This window comes from Paracoccus sp. C2R09, assembly GCF_018860625.1.
Classification (GTDB): domain Bacteria; phylum Pseudomonadota; class Alphaproteobacteria; order Rhodobacterales; family Rhodobacteraceae; genus Paracoccus.
On sequence record NZ_JAHKQB010000017.1, the window covers coordinates 61,291 to 79,867 of the forward strand.

Consider the following 18,577-nt stretch of genomic DNA (forward strand, 5'->3'; position numbering starts at 1 on the left):
ATCCGCAGACCTGTTTGTTTAACGAGTCACTCCCTGCTTACGTTACCTGCGGATCGACCGGCAGAGCCCATGGCCCTGCCGGTCACCTTTTTGGGCTCAGAAGATGCCCGCGAAATCCAGATCGTCGGTCCGGCTGGTCGTGGTCGCGATGGCTGCGCCGGGGCCCGACAGGCTGGCGATCTGTGCCGCCAGCTGGCTGATCGCCTCGCCCGCGGCACGGGCGGTCGCGCCGGGGCCGGGTTCACCCAAGGGCACCTGGATGTCGAAGCTGCGGGCATAGTTGGTGCCCGATCCCTTGAGCCCGTCATCGGACACGAAATACCGACCGCTGAGGCGATAGATGCCGTTCGCCTGCGACAGCGCGCGTTCCACGCGCACCTCGACCACCCGGGCGGGCGGTTCGGCCAGGGGCCATGGTTCGCCGATGACGGTCGCGCCCGACACCTCGGAGATGGTGCGCGCCAGCGTCGTGGTGAAGGCGCGCGACGGGTCGTCGGCCCAGATGTCGTCGGGATTCGACCGCACCGCCCCGTCCGCGGTCTGGAAGGCGACCTCCTGATCGGATGCGTATTCGGGAAGCTGGACGTCCTTCAGCTCGGCCGTGCCCAGGCGGTTGGGCACCTGGACGCCCGTCACGGGCGGGTCGATCAGGTATCGGCCCGTGGCCTCGGGGTTCGAACAGGCTGCCGTCAGCAGGCAGATTGCGGGGAACGCGGCGCGAAGAATGGTCATGGCTTATCGTCCCAGGATGAAGGCGCGGGGGTTGCGTTCGATCAACCGGGCGACCGAGCCGAAGGCCGCCGTGGCGCGGCGCAACTCGCGCAGCGTGGTGATCAGTTCGTTGTTGAAGGCCGAACGTTCGCCATAGCTGTCAAACAGCGTGTCGGCACGGCCTGCGGTGACCTGCAGGCTCTGGATCAGGGCGGGCAGGGCCTCGACCGATCTCGCGATCTCGTCGGCGGCGACGCTGGCCGAACGCAGGGCGTCGTTCAGGCTGGTGGCCGCTCCGCCATCGCTCAGGTCGTTCAGCAGCCCGGTCGCGGCCTCCAGCGTGTCGGACAGGTTGCGCGGCAGCTGCTCGGCATCCTCGCTGCCCAGCATGGCGCGCAGATCGGCCATGATGCCTTCGGCCTGGGCGCTGATCTCGGCAAAGCCGAACTCTTCGACGGCGGCGGCCGCGACATCGATCTGGTCGACCATCTCTGGCATGTCGGCGGCGGCCTCGGTCACCGCGGTGACGGCCTCGTTCGCTCCGTCGATCAGGCGGGCCAGCGATTCGCCGCTATCGGCCTCGCGCAGTCGGGCGGTGATCTGGGCCACGTCCTCCAGCGCGACCGAGCCTTCCTCGGCGGCCTTGCGGATGGCCCCCGGAATGGCGCGCGTCTCCTCGGAGGCGGCAAGGGCCGTGATGCTGTCCAGCATGTCGCGGGCGCTGTTCATCACCTCTTCGATGGGAAGATCGCCGATGCGGGTCACGAGGCCCTGGGCGCTGCTGGTGAAATCGTCCAGATCCCCCGCAACCGAGGGGATCAGCGGAAGCGGATCGGCACCCGTGTCGATCATGGCCTCGGGGGCGCCTGGGATGTTGACCAGTTCGACGACCAGGGACGTGCCAAGGAAGCCCGAACTGGCGACGCGCGCGCGCAGCCCCGATGCGACCTCGGTCTGCAACAGGTCCAGCGCGTCCTCGGCGGTCGCATCCTCGGGCAGGCCCAGCCTGCGGGGGGCCACGGTCAGGGTGATCAGCTGCTGCACGCGTTCGACCCCGTCGGAATCCTGGCCCAGACGCACCGCGATATCGGTGACGCTGCCGATGCGCAGACCCTTGTACTGGACGTCCGCGCCCTTCCCCAGCCCCTCGACGGAATCGTCGATCAGCATGGCCACGCGCAGGCGTTCGCTGTCATTGCTGACGAACAGCTGGCTGCGGGCGGCATCCTCGTCGGGCAGCAGCTCGTAGCTGTGGCCCGTCTCGATGGGCTGGCCGCCACTGATCAGCGTGTCGAAGGCCACGCCGCCCTGAAGGACCGAGGACAGCGAATTGACGTTGAAGGCCAGCCCCTGCGACCCCAGCGACAACGAGAAGCCCGACGTGTCCCAGAAGACCGTGGCGCTGGTCAGGCGCGCGTCGTGGGGCGCCTCGATGAAGGCATCGACGCGCACGCGTTCGCTGTCATCGGCCAGCCGGATGTTTTCAAGACGACCCACCTCGACCCCGCGGAACAGGATGGGCGCGCCCTCGCTCAGCCCGTCGGCATTGTCCATCAGCAGCTTGACCCAGGTGCCCTTCTGGTCGCTGCGGATCAGCGGCGGACGCTCAAGCCCCGCGAAACGGGTCGCGGTCTCGGAGATGTCGGCATCCCAGTAACCCTCGATGAAGGCACCCGTCAGCACGGTGTCGAGGCGCGTGACGCCCTGCGCGCTGACCTGCGGGCGCACGATCCAGAACGAGGCCTCGTCGTCGATATAGGGGGCGACGTCCTTGTCCACGCGGATCGACACGACCACGCTGGACAGATCGTCGGTGAAGCGCACGCCCTCGACCTGGCCCACGACGATCTCGCGGAAGCGCAGCGTCGTGTCGCCCGGCGTGATGCCCGTGGCATCGGCGAATTCGATGTCGATCAGCGTGCCGCGATCGCGGAAGCTGTTCCACGCGATGGCCAGCGTCACGACCAGTGCGATGATCGGCACGATCCAGATCACGTTGACCCCGGCCTGTGCGGCGCGTGCCGCGGTCTTGCGGACCGGGCTGGCGGGCTTGGGGGGCTGGGGCTTGTCTGTCATCTGCGCATGTTCCTGAAGGCGGCGTGGCAAGGTTGTCGGCGACCCCCGGGCGGTCAGTGCCTGGCCGAACGCAGGGGAAGGCCGCGCCAGATCAGTCGCGCGTCGAAGCTTTGCGCCGAAAGCATCGTGAACGCAACCGAGAGGGCGAAGGACACGGCCGCGGGGCCGGGATGGATCGAGGCGACGAAGCCCAGCTGCACGAGGGCCGACAGGATCGCCACCACGAAGACGTCGATCATCGACCACCGCCCGATGAATTCCACGACCTCGTAGACCTTCAGCCGCGAATGCGCCTGATCGACGGATGCGGGCTGACCGGCAACGGTTGCCAGCCATGCGATCGCCAGGAACTTGCCGATGGGCACGATGATCGAGGCCACGAAGACGATCAGCGCGATGTCGTAACTTCCGTGGTGGATCAGCTCCACCACCCCGCCGAGAATCGTGGATTCGGTATTGCCAGCAAGCCCCGCGAAGGTTTCCGTCCGCATCATCGGGAACAGGTTGGCGGGCACGTAGCAGATCAGCCCCGCGAACCACCATGCCCAGACCTTCTGCAGCCCACGCCGATCGGGCGGCACGAGATGCGCGCCGCAGCGGTTGCAGCGGCGGTGTTCCAGCGGCCAGACGCGCCCGCAGCGGTGACAGCCGACCAGCCCGGCCCGGTGCGCGGTCAGGATCGGGCCCTTGTGGTCGCTTTCGGGGGCGCTCATGCGCGGGCCTTGCGTTCGGTTAAATCGGTTTCGACGCCCGCATCCTCGATCGCGTCCCAGATCGAGGTCTGGCACATGAAGGCGCGGCTGGCGATGTTCACGAAGATCAGCGCGCAGAATGCCCAGAAGGCCGGGCCCAGATGGACGGTTGCAAGCCCCGCGACCTTGATCAGCGCGACGGCCGTGCCGATCACGAAGATCTCGGCCATGGACCAGGGGCGCAGCAATTCGGACCAGCGGAAGGCGCGGGCGGCATGCCGGAACGGCGGACGCCCCTGCGCCAGCGGCACGAGGGTGTATACCAGCAGGAAGGACCGGAAGATCGGCAGCCCGATGATCATGGCAAGCACCGCAAGGACCAGTGGCAGCATCACCCCTTCGGCGAAGGCCAGCGCCACGTCGAAGAGGGAGCTGGCATTCCCGAAGCCCATGGTCGACACCTGGAGGAAGGGGAAGAACACCGCGCCCACCAGCAGCACCATCGAGGTGAAGGCTAGCGCGATCAGCTGCGCAAAGGCCCCGTCGCGCGGCTTGGCCAGGACCGTACCGCAGCGGATGCAGCGGGCGGTCTCGCCCAGCTCCAGCTCTTCCTCGACATGCAGGGCATCGCAGTTGGGACAGGCGATCAGCCCGCGTCCCGTACCCAGATCGTAATTTTCGGCCCCGTCGCTCATATTCGGAAGATAGAGCAGATGGCGGCAGGCGCAAGCACGCTCAGTGCTGGGCACCTTCGCGCGCGGCCGATGTCAGCACGACCTGGCGGGTGTCGTTCGATTGCGGCGCATGGGTGTGCGCGATGCGGAAAGGCAGCGACAGGCGATAACGGCCGGCCATCTCCTCGATCTGGATGTCGCCTTCCAGCTGCATGGCGAAGGCCTCGATCAGCTGGCTGCCCAGGCCCGTGCCCTGCTGCTGGTCGGACCCTTCGGTCGAATTCTCGACCTGCAGCAGGCCCATTCCCGGTTCGGGCGACGACAGGCGGACGCGGACCCAGGGCGCGCTGTCGGAAGGGCCCGCACCCGCGTATTTCAGCGCGTTGGTGAAGGCCTCGGTCGCCAGAAGGGTCAGCGGAACGGCCTGGTCGGGCAGCATGGTCACCGGCTTGATGTCGGTCGAGACCTCGAGCTTTGCGGCATTGCCCTGCGACACGCTGGTCAGCTGGGTGATGATATCGGTCATCAGGCGCCCGGCCTCGACGGAATCGAGCTGCTCGGCCTGATAGAGGTTGCGATAGATCGTCGCCAGTGCCGCCACGCGGTCCTGGACCGAGCGCAAGACGCGCTTGGCATCCGGGTCGTCGATCAGCCGCCCCTGCATGTTGATGATCGACGCGATGAGCTGGAGGTTGTTCTTCACCCGGTGGTGGACCTCCTTGAGAAGGACGGTCTTTTCGGAAACCGCCTGCTCCATCGCCTCTTCGTCGCGGATCAGGATGCGGGCCATGTTGTGGAAGGTCTGGCTGACATCCGTGATCTCGGTCGGGGCACCCTGCAGGACCGGGGGGGCCACGTCGCGGCTGCCGATGGCGAAACGGCGCATCTGGCCGCGCAGCACGGTGATATGGCGCAGCACCAGCCGGAAGACCGCGAAATAGGCCACCGCCAGCGACACCACCCACAAGGTCACGGGCAGAAGCACCGCCCCGAAGCGCGACAGCTGGAAGACACCGATGCCCGCGATGCTGGGGCTCCAGCTGCCAAGGGCGTAGACGAGGCCCGGAACCACGGGAACGACGGTGAAGACGCGGTCCTCTCCGTTGTTTGCAATGGCCCGGAAGGTCGTCTCGCCCTGACCCTGAAGAGTCGTCAGGTTGATGTCGCGGGGCAGAAGCTGCTGCGCCTCGGTGCCCAGCATCCCGTCCCCGGTCAGGACATCGCCACGGTTGTTGAAGGTCAGCACCCGGGCGCCTTCCGTGCCGAAATCGACCGCATGGGTCGAACGCAGCAATTCCTGCGACAACGAGACCGAGACATAGCCCAGCAGATCGCGGTCGCGATAGAGCGGCTGCAGCACGACCACGACAGGTCGCCCGCTGATCGGCCCCTCGGCGATCGACGAGACCGCGGTCATCGGGTTTTCGATGAAGCGCTGGAAGACCAGCAGATCGTTGATATCCACCGGACCGCCGCCCGCCGGGGCCGATGTGCATTCGGCCATTCCGTCCAGCGGCACGAAGCCCGCATAGACATAGGTCCCGCTGCGTTCGACGAAATTGCGCATCAGGTCGCCGCAGAGATCGGGCCGGTCCAGCGTTTCCAGCACCGCGGGCCCCAGGGCATCCGCAGACCCGAGCGCGCTTTGCAGCAAGGCCCGTTCGCCCGATGCCGCGGATGCGGTCCGCCCCAGCAACGCGATCTCGGCGCTGCGCTCGGCCTCTCGTGCAAGATGGAGGTTCTGGACAAGCGAGATCAGCCCGATGGGCAGGATCGCCACGGACAGAAGCGCGCCCAGGCGAAAGCCCAGGCGACGCGTGAAATCCAACCTGTCCGAGATGCGCCTGAGCATCGTCCGCTCAGCGTGAGCTGCTGTTGTTCTGGGCCATGACTGCCAAGGTCGCCTGATCGGTCATGTTCAGTTCTTCCCCGGCTTCCAGATGCAGAAGTTCGGTCAGCCGGCGACGGCCGCGATTGGCACGCGATTTCACGGTGCCCACGGCGACGCCGGTCATGCCTGCCGCTTCCTCGTAGGAGAAACCGGATGCGCCCACCAGGATCAGCGCCTCGCGCTGTTCGTCGGGAAGCTGCCGGAAGGCCGCGCGGAAATCGGTCAGGGCCAGCCTGCCGTCATGATCGGGGCGCGTGGCCTGACGCGCGGCATGGATGCCGTCGCTGTCGCTGACCTCTCGCTTGGTCTTGCGGCGGGCGGAATAGAAGGTGTTGCGCAGGATCGTGAACAGCCAGGCCCGCAGATTGGTCCCGGCCTGGAACTTGTCCATGTTCGTCCAGGCCTTGACGATCGTGTCCTGCACCAGATCGTCCGCCGCGGCACCCTCTCGCGTCAGCGACAATGCGAAGGCGCGCAGTGCGGGCAGGTGATCGACCAGCTGGTCGCGGGGATCGGCCGAAGCTGAGTTGGTCATCAGAGATCTTTCCGAGGAATGGAAAAGGGCGGGCAGGGGTTCATCCCTGCTCTTTCAGCTTCTGCAGAAGTTCAAGAAACCGGTCGGGAACATTGTCCGTCGCGTCTTGTTCATAGACGCGTTTGAGGTTTTCATCGATCTGCTGTTCCACGGCCTGTTTCCGCCGATCGTCCCGCTTCGGTGTCATAGTGTTGTAGGTCCTGACAATCTTGTGCGCACAGTATGCAACCGATAGGGGCCGAAGATGGTTCCTTGCAATATGGAATTAAGAGGACTGTGAAATGACTGCTGCCGATCTGGCCCAGAATATCGGACGCGAACTGCCCTATCTGCGTCGCTACGCCCGCGCATTGACCGGCAGCCAAGGTGCCGGCGACAATTATGCGGCAGCCACGCTCGAGGCGATTCTCAGCGACCGCTCCGTCCTGGACGGAGAGGACGATCTGCGGATCGCCCTGTTCAAGACGTTCCACGCCATCTGGATCAGTTCGGGGCAGCCGGTCGAGGAAGCCGACCTCACGACCCGCGAACGCCGTGCCCAGGACCACCTGCGCGGCCTGACGCCCAATTCCCGCGAGGCCCTTCTGCTGCGCACCATCGAGGAACTGCGCAGCGACCAGATCGCCCGCGTCATGCAAATCGAACCCGCCGAGGCCGACGAGCTGGTCCAGATCGCCCTGTCCGAAATGAGCAGCTCGCTCAGCGGGAAGGTCATGGTGATCGAGGACGAGATGATCATCGCGATGGACCTCAAGGGCATCGTGCAGGCCATGGGCCACGAGGTGACGGGCGTCGCGCGCACCCACACGGCCGCCATCGACCTGGCCGCCAAGGATCGCCCCGACCTGATTCTGGCCGATATCCAGCTGGCCGATGGTTCCTCGGGGGTCGAGGCCGTCAACGAGCTGCTGGAGAGCATGGGCGACATCCCGGTGATCTTCATCACCGCCTTCCCCGAGCGCCTGCTGACGGGCGACCGCCCGGAACCGGCCTTCCTCATCTCGAAGCCCTATGGCGAGGAACAGGTCCGTTCGGCGGTCAGCCAGGCGATGTTCTTCGCTTCGACCGAAGGCATGCAGGTCTGACGACCCGATCGCGGCGGGTCAGCCCGCCGCGTCATCCTTGGCCAGTTCCATGAACTCCTCCTTCGCGGCCCTCACGGCCCGCAGGCGCCGCCTGCGGGCCAGCTCGACATTGATCAGCGCCCCCAGCAGCACCGAGAAACCCGCGACGTAGAACCACATCAGCAGCGCCACCACCGTCCCGATAGAGCCGTAGATCCGGTTGTAGCTGTTGAAGCTGCCCAGGTAGCTGGAGAAGGCCATCGACCCCGCCGACCACAACAGTGCCGCGAAAAGGGCGCCCCAGGTGAAGATCGGCGTGCGCGGCGTCTTCACGTTCGGCCCATAGCGATAGAGGATGCCGATGGTCAGGATCACCAGCAGGAACATCCCGGCCCAGGGCAGGTAGGTCAGCAGCATCGAGCGGAAGGGTGCGAAGACGAAGAAGTTCAGTACCACCGGCACGATGACGATGGTCGCAAGCCCTGCCAGAGAGATCCCCACGATCACCAGCGTCAGCGCATAGGCCAGCACGAAGCCGAAGATCGTCGGATGCGCCCTGACGCCGTAAGCGGCGTTGAGCCCCCGGATCAGCGCGTCCACGCCCGCCCGCGCCGCGATGGTGGCGATCATGAAGGACAGGAAGGACGTCCAGCCCACGGATGTGCGCCCGTTGGCCGTCAGCGACATGACCTGATCGTCCACCAGCGTCGCCGCCCCCGAGGGCAGGAATTCATGCGCGACCTCGAGATAGGTCAGCACGACATCGGGATCGAACCACAGGCTCCACAATGCGATGATGGCGGCAAGGCCCGGAAAGACCGCGAACATGGAATAGAACGCGACCCCGGCCGCGATCAGCGTCATATGCGTCTTGTCCATCCGTTCCAGGATGGCGCCGAGGAAGGTTCCGAAATCGCGAAGACGTTCCAGCATGCGACCTCCGTTACCCGCCCAGCATGCGGGCAGGGGACCTTCAAGGCAAGGCTCAGCCCCGCGACATCCGCGCCCAGAGGGAATCCTCGCCCAGGGACGCCGTGAATTCGGCATGGGCGGCGGCCTCGGCCTCGGACAGGCGCGAGGGAAGCGGGCGGGGGCGCTGCGCACGGCTGCGCATGACGCCGCCCTCGGACTGGCTGTCGTCGCGATCCCTGGCCGGCCCTGCCAGGACCAGGTCGGGCTGCCGGCCCCCGATCAGTTCCAGATAGACCTCGGCCAGCAATTCGCTGTCCAGAAGCGCGCCGTGAAGTTCGCGCCCCGAATTGTCCACGCCGAACCGACGGCAGAGCGCATCCAGCGTCGCCGGAGAGCCGGGGAACCGTTCCCGCGCCATCGCCAGCGTATCCAGCGCACGCGCCCAGGGCAGGACCGCATGCCCCGCGCGGCGAAGCTCGGCATTAAGGAATTTCATGTCGAAGCTGGCATTGTGGATCACCAGCTTGGAATCGGGGCCAATGAAATCGACGAAGCCCTGGGCGATCTCGGCGAATTTGGGCTGCCCTGCCAGGAATTCGTCGCCCAGGCCGTGAACGTCGAAGGCCTCCTTCGGCATCGAGCGTTCCGGATTGATGTAGACATGGAAGGTCTTGCCCGTCGGCAGGTGGTTCAGCAGCTCCAGCGCCCCGATCTCGACGATGCGGTCGGCACCTTCGGCATCGAAGCCCGTGGTTTCGGTATCGAGGACGATCTCACGCATCGGCTGTCACCTTTTCGACGATCTGTTGCACGGCGGCGCGCGCGGTTTCCAGGCTGTCCGACGGGATGATGAAATCCGCGCGGGCGCGCTTATCGGCGTCGGGAAGCTGACGTGCAAGGATCATCGCGAAACTTTCCTCGGTCATGCCGGGCCGCGCAAGGACCCGACGCCGCTGCGTGGCCGCATCCGTGGTCACCACCGCGATCCCGTCCAGGTCGGGCGGGGCCGCGCTTTCGAACAGCAGCGGAATGTCCAAAACGATCAGCGGCGCATCCGCATGGGCCGCGACGAAGGCCCGCCGATCGGCTGCCACGAGGGGATGCACCACCGCCTCAAGCCTTGGCAGCGCGGTATCGTCACCTGCGATGATGCGTTTCAGGGCCTGTCGGTCCACCGCGCGGTCGCGGATGGCATCCGGGAAGATGCGGCCCACGGGGTCCACTGCCGCGCCGTCCGGGCCATACAGACCATGCACCGCGGCATCGGCATCCCAGACCGGATGGCCCATATCGGCAAAGATCCGGGCGGTGGTGGATTTCCCCATGCCGATGCTGCCCGTCAGGCCCAGAAGATAGGTCATCCGAGGATCAGCTGTCGCGTCGCCTCGTCGACCTCGGGGCGGTGGCCGAACCAGCGTTCGAAGCCGGGGGCCGCCTGATGCAGCAGCATCCCCAGCCCGTCCACGATGCGGCAGCCTCGGGACGCCGCCTCGGTCAGGAAGGGTGTCATCAGCGGGGTATAGACCAGATCGGTCGCCAGCGCCGCGGGCGACAGCGCGTCAAGCGGAATGCGTAGCGGCTGCTTGCCATCCATCCCGAGCGAGGTCGCATTCACCACCGTCGTGGCCCCGTCCAGCATGTTGCCGACCTGCGCCCAGTCATAGACCACCAGCCGTGCCCCGAATTCCGCCTTGATCTGCTCTGCCCGCAGCTTGGTGCGGTTCGCGATCCGAAGCTCGGTCACGCCGCTGTCCAGCAGGGATGCGACGACCGCGCGCGCGGCACCGCCTGCCCCGATCACCGCGGCAGGACCGCCCGCCGGATCCCAGTCGGGCGCATGCTGGCGCAGATTGGCGATGAAGCCGTAACCGTCGGTGTTGTCGGCATGGATCTTGCCGTCGGGACGGAAGATCAGCGTGTTCGCCGCCCCGATCAGGGCCGCGCGGTCGGTGACGGTATCGGCCAGGGTCAGCACCGCCTCCTTGTGGGGGATCGTGACATTAGCCCCCACGAATCCCATCCGCGGCATCATGCGCAGCACCTCGGCCAGGTGTTCGGGCATGACCGGGATCGGCACATAGTGACCCGCCAGACCATAGCGTTCCAGCCAATAGCCATGGAGCCTTGGCGAACGGGAATGCGCGATGGGCATCCCGATCACCCCCGCAAGGGGGGCGTGCTTGATCTGGGTGGGGGCTGTTTCTTCGGTCATCGGGCCTTGGATCGCATGAGTTCTGCACAGGAGTTCTGCACAGCCAGCCTATGCGTTGCGGGGCGCGGAAAAAAGCCGCGACGGGGCGATGATTCGCCCGCTGTGGCGAAAGCGGCGCATCTGTCCGCAGGGTGGTGTGGACAAGTTTTTGGGGGAATCGGGTCGAATCACGAGGGCGAATCGCAGCCCCTGCTGATTCGCAAGATTCAGGCCTTGGAACGCAGCCGGAACGAGAGGCGCTTTTCCACAGGTGGACCGAAAACACCCCCGGGATAACCCCGCTGTGGGCGAATCGGCGGCCTTGGCATTATCCGCAAAGTTATCCACATCGTGAGTTATTGTTTACAAATGCCTTTTCGTTTCTCACACACAGATTGCACAGCGTTATCCACAGCCATGCGAATCTGGGGAACGAGTCGCGAAAAAGGGTCATTTCCCCCTATCCACAGGCCCTACTTCAACATCATTCCTTTCTTACTCTTCTTTATTTAAGTGAGAGGGATCGGAGGTTCGCATGCTCGACTGGCTCGGTCTGATCTATCCCTGGACGAAGGCGTTCCACGTCATGGCGGTCATCAGCTGGATGGCCGGGCTGTTCTATCTGCCGAGGCTTTTCGTCTATCACGCAGAGCGCGACCGCATCGGCAAGGAACCCGTCGCAAGCTTCGTGATCATGGAAGAGAAGCTTCTGAGGCTGATCATGAACCCGGCCATGATCGCCACCTGGATCAGCGGGCTGTGCCTGGTGATGACACCGGGAATCGTATCGTTTTCAATGATATGGCCGTGGACCAAGGCCGCTGCCGTCATCGCGATGACCTGGTTTCACATGTGGTGCGCCCGCGAAAGGCGGATGCTGGCGCAGGGCAGTGCGGGAACCGGCCGCCGATACCGGATGATGAACGAGGTTCCGACCCTGCTGATGGTCGTCATCGTCAGCTCGGTGATCGTGAAGTTCTGAGCGAAAAGATTGACTCGTGGGGCAGGGAAACGTATCTGCCACCCAACCCCGGCCGTCCGGTGCGGGAATCTCCGATACACGACTGATACGCCGCCGATGATGCCGGCTGGCCCGCGGGATGCATGCCGATATGACCGAAGAACGTCTCAACCTGTCCGATCTGAAAGCCAAGAGCCCGGCCGACCTGCTGTCCATGGCCGAGGAATGGGAGATCGAGAACGCCTCGACCATGCGCAAGGGCGAGATGATGTTCTCGATCCTGAAGGAGCATGCCGAGGAGGGCTGGGATATCGGCGGCGAGGGTGTCCTGGAGGTCGTCCAGGACGGCTTCGGCTTCCTGCGTTCGACCGAGGCGAACTATCTTCCCGGTCCGGACGACATCTATGTCAGCCCCGACATGATCCGTCAGCATTCGCTGCGCACCGGCGACACCGTCGAGGGCGTGATCCGCGCCCCCGGAGAGAACGAGCGCTATTTCGCCCTGACCAAGGTCGAGCGGATCAATTTCGAGAGCCCCGAGAAGGCGCGCCACAAGGTCGCCTTCGACAACCTGACGCCGCTCTATCCCAACGACCGGCTGAACATGGAAATCGAGGATCCGACGATCAAGGATCGCAGCGCGCGCATCATCGACCTGGTCGCCCCTATCGGGAAGGGCCAGCGTTCGCTGATCGTGGCACCGCCGCGGACCGGTAAGACGGTCCTGCTGCAGAACATCGCGCATTCGATCGAGAAGAATCACCCCGAATGCTATCTGATCGTCCTCCTGATCGACGAACGCCCCGAGGAAGTCACCGACATGCAGCGCTCGGTGCGCGGCGAGGTCGTGTCCTCGACATTCGACGAACCGGCCAGCCGTCACGTGGCAGTGTCCGAGATGGTGATCGAGAAAGCCAAGCGCCTGGTCGAGCATAAACGAGATGTTGTGATCCTGCTGGATTCAATCACAAGACTTGGTAGGGCGTTCAATACCGTGGTGCCGAGCTCGGGCAAGGTGCTGACCGGTGGTGTCGATGCGAATGCACTGCAGCGCCCGAAACGCTTCTTCGGTGCAGCCCGCAATATCGAAGAAGGCGGTTCGCTGACCATCATCGCAACCGCGCTGATCGATACCGGTTCGCGCATGGACGAAGTCATCTTCGAAGAGTTCAAGGGCACCGGCAACAGCGAGATCGTCCTGGATCGCAAGGTGGCGGACAAGCGTGTCTTCCCGGCGATGGACATCCTGAAATCCGGGACGCGCAAGGAAGAACTGCTGGTCGACAGCAAGGATCTGCAGAAGACTTACCTGTTGCGCCGGATCCTGAACCCGATGGGCACGACCGACGCGATCGAATTCCTGATCTCGAAACTGAAACAGACCAAGACCAACTCCGAGTTCTTCGACTCGATGAACGCCTGACGAGGCAAGCATGGACCTGATCTTCGCAGAAGCCACCCCGCCTGGGCGGGGGGGCGTTTCCGTCATCCGCATCAGCGGCGATGGCGCACGCGCGATTGCCGAACGCATGGTGGGCCCGATGCCCAAGGCGCGGCACGCCTATTTTCGCAATCTGGTCGACCGGGGTGAAAATATCGACCAGGTATTGGCAATCTGGTTCGCTGCCGGCAGCAGTTTCACGGGCGAAGAAGTTGCCGAACTGCAGCTGCACGGCGCCCCGGTGGTGGTTCGTCGGACAGTTCGGGCGCTGCTGGATCTTGGCATCCGTCCGGCGGATGCGGGCGAGTTCACGCGTCGTGCGTTCCTCAATGGCCGCATGGATCTGGCCGAGATCGAGGGACTTGGCGACCTTCTGGCGGCCGAGACCGAAGCACAGCGAAAGCTAGCCCTGCGCGCGGCATCTGGCGAGCTTGCGCAGAAGGCGGAAACCTGGCGTGCCTGGCTGATCGAGGCGGGTGCCTTGGTCGAGGTCAGCGTGGATTTTGCGGATGAAGAGGTTCCGGACGATGTGCCGGAGAGGGCGTTCGAGCTGATCGAAACCCTACGGGGGGAATTGAAACATCAGATCGACGGGTTCTCCGCCGCCGAACGTATCCGGGAAGGATTCGAAGTGGCGATCGTGGGGCCGCCAAATTCAGGAAAATCTTCCCTTATCAATAGGTTATCAAAAAGGGATGTGGCAATCGTATCGGACATCGCGGGAACGACACGCGATGTCATTGAGGTTCGCATGGATCTGGGGGGGCTTGCAGTCACGATGCTGGATACTGCCGGTCTACGGGAATCACGGGACGCGATTGAAAGCATCGGCATTGACCGAGCCCGCGAAAGGGCTAGGAACGCCGACCTTCGCGTTCACATGTCGGATGAAGGACAGCGCGTTCCGGATTTGTACCAGTCGGGTGATATCGTCGTGGCCAGCCGCGCCGATCTGAGAGCTGAAGCCGGGACATCGTTGCCGGTCTCATCCGAGACCGGGCAGGGGGTCGATGATCTTCTGGCACTGATCCAAGAGAAGTTGACCGATCAGACTGCATCCGCAGGGATCGTGAGTCACGAACGCCAAAGGACCGAGTTGATAACTGCATTCGATGCCTTGGCGGATGTCCGAGAGCTGCCGGTTGAGCTCGTCAGCGAATCCTTGCGAGTTTCGAACTCTGCGTTGGATCGGCTTCTTGGTCGAATCGATGCGGAGGACTATCTTGATCTGATCTTCTCCTCGTTCTGCATCGGAAAATAGGAATGCTTCACGTGAAACATTACGATGTCGTCGTGGTTGGCGGCGGGCATGCTGGGCTCGAAGCCGCGACGGCATCCGCGCGGATGGGGGCAAGAACCTGCCTTGTCACGATGAGACCGGAAGATATCGGAACCCTGTCTTGCAATCCGGCGATCGGTGGGTTGGGCAAAGGGCATCTGGTGCGAGAGGTTGACGCCCTTGATGGTGTGATGGGGCGCATTGCGGACAAGGCTGGCATCCAGTTTCGCCTGCTGAATCGGCGGAAAGGCCCGGCTGTTCAGGGGCCCCGTGCCCAGATGGACCGCGCCATCTATCGAAAGACGGCAAGAGAAATCGCCCAGAATTATGAGAATCTCGAGCTTCTATTTGCCGAAGTAACCGATTTTATCCGAGATCAGTCCGTGATTAGCGGCGTGGTTCTGGGGGATGGAACACATCTGTCATCGAAGGCTGTCGTGCTGACGACGGGGACATTCCTCAACGGTACGATCCATATTGGCGACGTATCGCGCCAAGCCGGTCGTTGGGGGGACAAGGCATCGAACGGACTGGCAGCGGCGTTGGCGGCGTTCGATCTTCCGATTGGCCGGTTAAAGACTGGGACCCCTCCGCGGCTGGATGGTCGCACAATCGACTGGGACTTGCTTGAAAAGCAGCCTGGTGATGATGAGCCTGTGCTGTTTTCTTATTTGAGCACAGCCCCCGAGGCTGCCCAGATTTCCTGTGGTATTACCCATACGAATACCGCGACCCATCAGATTATCGTGTCCAACCTTACACGGTCAGCCATGTATGGCGGGCATATTTCCGGGCGTGGTCCAAGATATTGCCCCTCGATCGAGGACAAGGTTGTTCGGTTTGCCGATAAGGATTCCCATCAGGTCTTCTTGGAACCCGAAGGGTTGGATGACTTTACGGTCTATCCGAACGGGATATCGACCTCATTGCCCGAAGATGTTCAGGAAGCATATGTCCGAACGATGCGTGGGTTGGAGAACGTCAAGATTCTTCAGCCAGGTTATGCTGTGGAGTACGATTATGTCGACCCGCGTGCGCTCGATGCGACATTAAAGGTTCGATCGGCAAAGGGAATTTACTTTGCGGGTCAAATTAATGGAACTACGGGGTACGAAGAAGCTGCTGCACAGGGACTGGTTGCAGGGATTAACGCGGCCCGTTTGGCACAAGGGCAAGAGCCTGTTATCTTCAGCCGCGCTGAAAGCTACATCGGTGTCATGATCGACGATCTGACAACCCGGGGCGTCACCGAGCCGTATCGAATGTTCACCTCTCGGGCCGAATTTCGTCTGACGCTTCGTGCCGATAACGCTGATCAGCGGTTGACGGTACTCGGTATCCAGATCGGCTGTGTCGGAGACGCAAGAGGCCAGGCGTTCCATGCGCGCCAGAATGCCTACCTCGCGGCGCGCGCGCGGTTGAGCGAGCGGAAGGTCACGCCCACTGAATTGAAGTCTAAGGGCTTTCAGGTACGCCAGGATGGGCAGAAGAGAAGCCTGTTCGAGCTTCTGGGTCTTTCGGATCTGGACCAATCCGCGCTGTTCGATGCCTTCGAAGAGTTCGCGGACATACACCCCACAACTGTTCAGCAGCTGCGGAATGATGCGCTTTACATCCAATACACGGAACGTCAGTCGAAGGACGCAGCGGCGCTTCGCGATAGTGCAAGTGTCGCATTGGCGGCGGATCTGAATTATGCGGAGATCGGGGGCTTGTCGGGGGAATTGGTCCGGAAGCTTGATGACAACCGCCCCAAAACAATGGCCGAGGCCGCGAAGATCGAGGGGATGACGCCAGCTGCCCTGACCATCCTACTTGCCGCCAGCAAGATATCAGAACGGAAACGCGCCTGATGGATGTTTCACGTGAAACAGAGGAGCGTCTTCAGCTATATGCCGCCTTGGTTCGGAAGTGGAACCCGCGCATCAATCTCATTGCGGGCTCTACGCTGTCCGAACTTGAACATCGCCACATCGCCGATAGTCTGCAGCTGGCTCATGCTACCGAACCGGGTCACGGCACGTGGGTCGATTTCGGAAGTGGGGGAGGGTTTCCTGGGATCGTACTGGCATGTGCTCTTCCCGCCGACAGCTACCAATTCAAATTGATCGAAAGCGATCAGCGCAAAGGTGCGTTTCTTCGCACCGTCATACGCGAGCTTGAACTGAAGAATACGACAGTTATCGCATCGCGGATCGAAGCTGTTGAGCCGCAGAATGCCGAAGTAGCCTCAGCGCGGGCCTTGGCACCGCTTGCGGATCTTTTGGCATTTTCAGCTAGGCATCTCAAATCTGGGGGTACGGCCTATTTCATGAAGGGCCGGAACTGGCGCGAAGAAGTAGAGCTTGCAAAGAAGGATTGGCGCTTTTCGGTCGAACCGATCCCAAGTATTACGGGAAGCGACGCTGCAATACTCAAAATATCCGAGGTTTCCCATGCCTGAGACGCATGTCATCGCAATCGCCAACCAAAAGGGCGGGGTCGGTAAGACGACGACGGCGGTGAATCTCGCTGCTGCATTGGCCGAGGCCGGGCATAGGACGATTCTCATTGACCTCGACCCCCAGGGAAATGCTTCGACCGGGCTCGGGATCGATACCGAACAGCGCGAGAAGACCGTATACGACCTGCTGACCGGCGAGGCGGATCTGGAATCGATCCTTCAACCGACAGATATTCACGACCTTATGCTGGTGCCAGCGACCTCGGATCTTTCTTCTGCGGATGTCGATTTTTCGCAGCATTCGGATCGCATCAGGCGCCTGGATGCGCAGCTTTCGAAGGCACCGGAAGGCTCGATCATCTTGATCGATTGCCCGCCGACACTCGGCCTTCTGACCCTCAATGCCATGGTCGCGGCGACGGGTATCCTGATCCCGCTTCAGGCGGAGTTCTATGCCTTGGAGGGGCTGACCCAACTGTTGGGAACCTTCCGCCAGGTCCGAGAAACCGCAAATCCCAAGCTGCGGATCAACGGCGTTTTGTTGACGATGTCCGACAATCGCAACAAGCTTTCGCAGCAGGTGGAGGCGGATGCCCGTCAAACGCTCGGGGAACTTGTGTACCCGACGGTTATCCCGCGAAATGTCCGCGTTTCGGAAGCTCCCTCTTTCGCGCAGCCGGTTCTGGCGTATGATCCGAATTCGAAGGGCAGTGCCGCGTATCGTCAGTTCGCGGCCGAGTTCCTTGCGCGTCTGAAACTGGTCCCGGAGATAGCCTGATGGCCGAGAACAAGCTTGCGAAACGAGGTTTGGGGCGGGGCCTTTCGGCGCTGATGGCGGATATCGACGTTGCTGCCGCACCGCCAGAGCAGGCTTCGGCGCCCAAGAACCGGACGCTGATACCGATCGAACAGATCACCGCGAACCCGGATCAGCCCCGCCGGGCGTTCGATCCCGAAACGCTCAAGGAACTGGCCGAATCTCTCAGGTCGCGCGGCGTTCTGCAGCCATTGATCGTTCGCCCGCATCCCAAGGATGCCGAGCTTTTTCAGATCGTGGCCGGCGAGCGTCGCTGGCGCGCTGCCCAGATGGCGCAGCTGCATGAACTGCCGGTCATCATTCGCGAATTCTCGGACAACGAGGTTCTCGAGGTTGCGATCATCGAGAACATTCAACGCGCCGACCTCAACTCGATCGAAGAAGCCGCTTCGTTCCGTCAACTGATGGACCGTTTCGGTCACACGCAGGAACGGCTGGCCGAGGCTCTGAACAAGAGCCGCAGCCATATCGCCAACCTTCTGCGACTGCTGAACCTTCCGCCCCAAGTGCAGGAATTCGTCAAGGATGGACAACTCAGCGCGGGTCATGCGCGTGCGTTGATCACCGCGGCGGATCCCCTCACCCTTGCCAAGAAGGTGATCGAGAAGGGGCTTTCGGTTCGCGAAACGGAAGAGCTGGTCCGCAAGCTGGCGCAGGATCAGGGTGACAAGGCGAAAGAACCGCGCGGCAAGCCCGAGAAGGATGCCGATACGCGTGCGTTGGAATCGGACCTGGGGGCGCATTTGCGCATGAAGGTCTCGATCAATCACGGTGGGTCGAAGGGCGGTCAGATCACGATCAGCTACAAGGATCTCGATCAGCTCGATAAGCTCTGCCAGATCTTGGGAAGCTGACGACACCTGGGGGCGGGCGTGGCTTCGCCCACCCGA

19 protein-coding genes are annotated in these 18,577 nt (G+C 63.0%); 8 read left to right on the forward strand and 11 right to left on the reverse strand.

Going from position 1 to position 18,577, the window contains the following annotated elements:
• Nucleotides 1–96 precede the first annotated feature (96 nt).
• Genes KO490_RS06140 through KO490_RS06170 form a run of 7 tightly spaced genes read right to left on the reverse strand, consistent with a single transcriptional unit; the run spans nt 97 to nt 6,730 of the window.
• The gene (locus tag KO490_RS06140; RefSeq protein WP_216018531.1) at nt 97–732 is read right to left on the reverse strand and encodes a membrane integrity-associated transporter subunit PqiC; all 636 of its coding nucleotides are present in this window, start codon (nt 730–732) and stop codon (nt 97–99) included.
• Nucleotides 733–735: 3 nt separating this feature from the next.
• Nucleotides 736–2,787 (reverse strand): intermembrane transport protein PqiB, encoded by a 2,052-nt coding sequence (locus KO490_RS06145; protein ID WP_216018532.1) that lies wholly within the window; start codon nt 2,785–2,787, stop codon nt 736–738.
• Between the two features lie 53 nt (nt 2,788–2,840).
• Nucleotides 2,841–3,500 (reverse strand): paraquat-inducible protein A, encoded by a 660-nt coding sequence (locus KO490_RS06150; protein WP_216018533.1) that lies wholly within the window; start codon nt 3,498–3,500, stop codon nt 2,841–2,843.
• On the reverse strand, nt 3,497–4,174 hold the full coding sequence (locus KO490_RS06155) for a paraquat-inducible protein A (protein ID WP_216018534.1): 678 nt from the start codon (nt 4,172–4,174) through the stop codon (nt 3,497–3,499). Before KO490_RS06155 ends, KO490_RS06150 begins: the two co-directional genes overlap by 4 nt.
• A gap of 40 nt (nt 4,175–4,214) precedes the next feature.
• Nucleotides 4,215–6,005, reverse strand: coding sequence for a sensor histidine kinase (locus tag KO490_RS06160; RefSeq protein ID WP_216018535.1), 1,791 nt, complete (start codon nt 6,003–6,005; stop codon nt 4,215–4,217).
• Between the two features lie 7 nt (nt 6,006–6,012).
• A complete protein-coding gene (locus tag KO490_RS06165) occupies nt 6,013–6,579 on the reverse strand; it encodes an RNA polymerase sigma factor (protein WP_216018536.1) in 567 nt (188 codons plus the stop codon).
• A gap of 40 nt (nt 6,580–6,619) precedes the next feature.
• Nucleotides 6,620–6,730, reverse strand: a complete 111-nt coding sequence (locus KO490_RS06170) for a NepR family anti-sigma factor (RefSeq protein ID WP_303463010.1) — start codon at nt 6,728–6,730, stop codon at nt 6,620–6,622.
• Nucleotides 6,731–6,860: 130 nt separating this feature from the next.
• On the opposite strand from KO490_RS06170, the gene KO490_RS06175 reads away from it, so the two are divergent.
• Nucleotides 6,861–7,664 carry a response regulator gene (locus tag KO490_RS06175; RefSeq protein ID WP_216018538.1) on the forward strand — a complete coding sequence of 268 codons (804 nt, stop codon included), beginning with the start codon at nt 6,861–6,863 and terminating at the stop codon, nt 7,662–7,664.
• 18 nt (nt 7,665–7,682) lie between these two features.
• Here the strand turns inward: KO490_RS06175 and KO490_RS06180 are convergent, their stop codons facing one another.
• The 4 genes from KO490_RS06180 to KO490_RS06195 are packed head-to-tail and all read right to left on the reverse strand — an operon-like array spanning nt 7,683 to nt 10,767.
• Entirely contained in the window at nt 7,683–8,576 is an 894-nt protein-coding gene (locus KO490_RS06180; RefSeq protein ID WP_216018539.1) for a YihY/virulence factor BrkB family protein, read from the reverse strand.
• A gap of 52 nt (nt 8,577–8,628) precedes the next feature.
• Nucleotides 8,629–9,336 carry a DNA polymerase III subunit epsilon gene (gene dnaQ / locus KO490_RS06185; RefSeq protein ID WP_216018540.1) on the reverse strand — a complete coding sequence of 236 codons (708 nt, stop codon included), beginning with the start codon at nt 9,334–9,336 and terminating at the stop codon, nt 8,629–8,631.
• Complete coding sequence (gene coaE / locus KO490_RS06190; protein ID WP_216018541.1) at nt 9,329–9,916, reverse strand: dephospho-CoA kinase; 588 nt, start codon at nt 9,914–9,916, stop codon at nt 9,329–9,331. The genes dnaQ and coaE overlap by 8 nt, the downstream gene beginning before the upstream one ends.
• Nucleotides 9,913–10,767, reverse strand: a complete 855-nt coding sequence (locus KO490_RS06195; protein WP_216018542.1) for a shikimate dehydrogenase — start codon at nt 10,765–10,767, stop codon at nt 9,913–9,915. Before KO490_RS06195 ends, coaE begins: the two co-directional genes overlap by 4 nt.
• A 514-nt stretch (nt 10,768–11,281) precedes the next feature.
• Here KO490_RS06195 and hemJ point away from each other — a divergent pair.
• The 7 genes from hemJ to KO490_RS06230 all read left to right on the forward strand — a co-directional run bounded on the left by hemJ (nt 11,282) and on the right by KO490_RS06230 (nt 18,541).
• The gene (gene hemJ, locus KO490_RS06200; RefSeq protein WP_216018543.1) at nt 11,282–11,728 is read left to right on the forward strand and encodes a protoporphyrinogen oxidase HemJ; all 447 of its coding nucleotides are present in this window, start codon (nt 11,282–11,284) and stop codon (nt 11,726–11,728) included.
• A 130-nt stretch (nt 11,729–11,858) separates the two neighbouring features.
• Nucleotides 11,859–13,130 (forward strand): transcription termination factor Rho, encoded by a 1,272-nt coding sequence (gene rho, locus KO490_RS06205; protein ID WP_216018544.1) that lies wholly within the window; start codon nt 11,859–11,861, stop codon nt 13,128–13,130.
• A 10-nt stretch (nt 13,131–13,140) separates the two neighbouring features.
• Nucleotides 13,141–14,409: a tRNA uridine-5-carboxymethylaminomethyl(34) synthesis GTPase MnmE gene (mnmE, locus tag KO490_RS06210; protein WP_216018545.1), complete on the forward strand. Its 1,269-nt coding sequence runs from the start codon at nt 13,141–13,143 to the stop codon at nt 14,407–14,409.
• A 2-nt stretch (nt 14,410–14,411) separates the two neighbouring features.
• Nucleotides 14,412–16,280 (forward strand): tRNA uridine-5-carboxymethylaminomethyl(34) synthesis enzyme MnmG, encoded by a 1,869-nt coding sequence (gene mnmG / locus KO490_RS06215; RefSeq protein WP_252727044.1) that lies wholly within the window; start codon nt 14,412–14,414, stop codon nt 16,278–16,280.
• Entirely contained in the window at nt 16,280–16,870 is a 591-nt protein-coding gene (gene rsmG, locus KO490_RS06220) for a 16S rRNA (guanine(527)-N(7))-methyltransferase RsmG (RefSeq protein ID WP_216018547.1), read from the forward strand. The genes mnmG and rsmG overlap by 1 nt, the downstream gene beginning before the upstream one ends.
• Nucleotides 16,863–17,648: a ParA family protein gene (locus tag KO490_RS06225; protein ID WP_216018548.1), complete on the forward strand. Its 786-nt coding sequence runs from the start codon at nt 16,863–16,865 to the stop codon at nt 17,646–17,648. The genes rsmG and KO490_RS06225 overlap by 8 nt, the downstream gene beginning before the upstream one ends.
• Nucleotides 17,648–18,541, forward strand: a complete 894-nt coding sequence (locus tag KO490_RS06230) for a ParB/RepB/Spo0J family partition protein (RefSeq protein WP_216018549.1) — start codon at nt 17,648–17,650, stop codon at nt 18,539–18,541. The genes KO490_RS06225 and KO490_RS06230 overlap by 1 nt, the downstream gene beginning before the upstream one ends.
• Nucleotides 18,542–18,577: the final 36 nt, after the last annotated feature.

Bases quoted from the DNA above. Each gene is read 5' to 3' on its own strand.
- mnmG (WP_252727044.1), top strand. From the start codon at position 14,412: ATGCTTCACGTGAAACATTACGATGTCGTCGTGGTTGGCGGCGGGCAT.
- KO490_RS06150 (WP_216018533.1), bottom strand. From the start codon at position 3,500: ATGAGCGCCCCCGAAAGCGACCACAAGGGCCCGATCCTGACCGCGCAC.
- coaE (WP_216018541.1), bottom strand. From the start codon at position 9,916: ATGACCTATCTTCTGGGCCTGACGGGCAGCATCGGCATGGGGAAATCC.
- KO490_RS06155 (WP_216018534.1), bottom strand. From the start codon at position 4,174: ATGAGCGACGGGGCCGAAAATTACGATCTGGGTACGGGACGCGGGCTG.
- KO490_RS06165 (WP_216018536.1), bottom strand. From the start codon at position 6,579: ATGACCAACTCAGCTTCGGCCGATCCCCGCGACCAGCTGGTCGATCAC.
- hemJ (WP_216018543.1), top strand. From the start codon at position 11,282: ATGCTCGACTGGCTCGGTCTGATCTATCCCTGGACGAAGGCGTTCCAC.
- KO490_RS06175 (WP_216018538.1), top strand. From the start codon at position 6,861: ATGACTGCTGCCGATCTGGCCCAGAATATCGGACGCGAACTGCCCTAT.
- rho (WP_216018544.1), top strand. From the start codon at position 11,859: ATGACCGAAGAACGTCTCAACCTGTCCGATCTGAAAGCCAAGAGCCCG.
- KO490_RS06195 (WP_216018542.1), bottom strand. From the start codon at position 10,767: ATGACCGAAGAAACAGCCCCCACCCAGATCAAGCACGCCCCCCTTGCG.
- rsmG (WP_216018547.1), top strand. From the start codon at position 16,280: ATGGATGTTTCACGTGAAACAGAGGAGCGTCTTCAGCTATATGCCGCC.
- dnaQ (WP_216018540.1), bottom strand. From the start codon at position 9,336: ATGCGTGAGATCGTCCTCGATACCGAAACCACGGGCTTCGATGCCGAA.
- KO490_RS06160 (WP_216018535.1), bottom strand. From the start codon at position 6,005: ATGCTCAGGCGCATCTCGGACAGGTTGGATTTCACGCGTCGCCTGGGC.
- KO490_RS06140 (WP_216018531.1), bottom strand. From the start codon at position 732: ATGACCATTCTTCGCGCCGCGTTCCCCGCAATCTGCCTGCTGACGGCA.
- KO490_RS06145 (WP_216018532.1), bottom strand. From the start codon at position 2,787: ATGACAGACAAGCCCCAGCCCCCCAAGCCCGCCAGCCCGGTCCGCAAG.
- KO490_RS06230 (WP_216018549.1), top strand. From the start codon at position 17,648: ATGGCCGAGAACAAGCTTGCGAAACGAGGTTTGGGGCGGGGCCTTTCG.
- mnmE (WP_216018545.1), top strand. From the start codon at position 13,141: ATGGACCTGATCTTCGCAGAAGCCACCCCGCCTGGGCGGGGGGGCGTT.
- KO490_RS06225 (WP_216018548.1), top strand. From the start codon at position 16,863: ATGCCTGAGACGCATGTCATCGCAATCGCCAACCAAAAGGGCGGGGTC.
- KO490_RS06180 (WP_216018539.1), bottom strand. From the start codon at position 8,576: ATGCTGGAACGTCTTCGCGATTTCGGAACCTTCCTCGGCGCCATCCTG.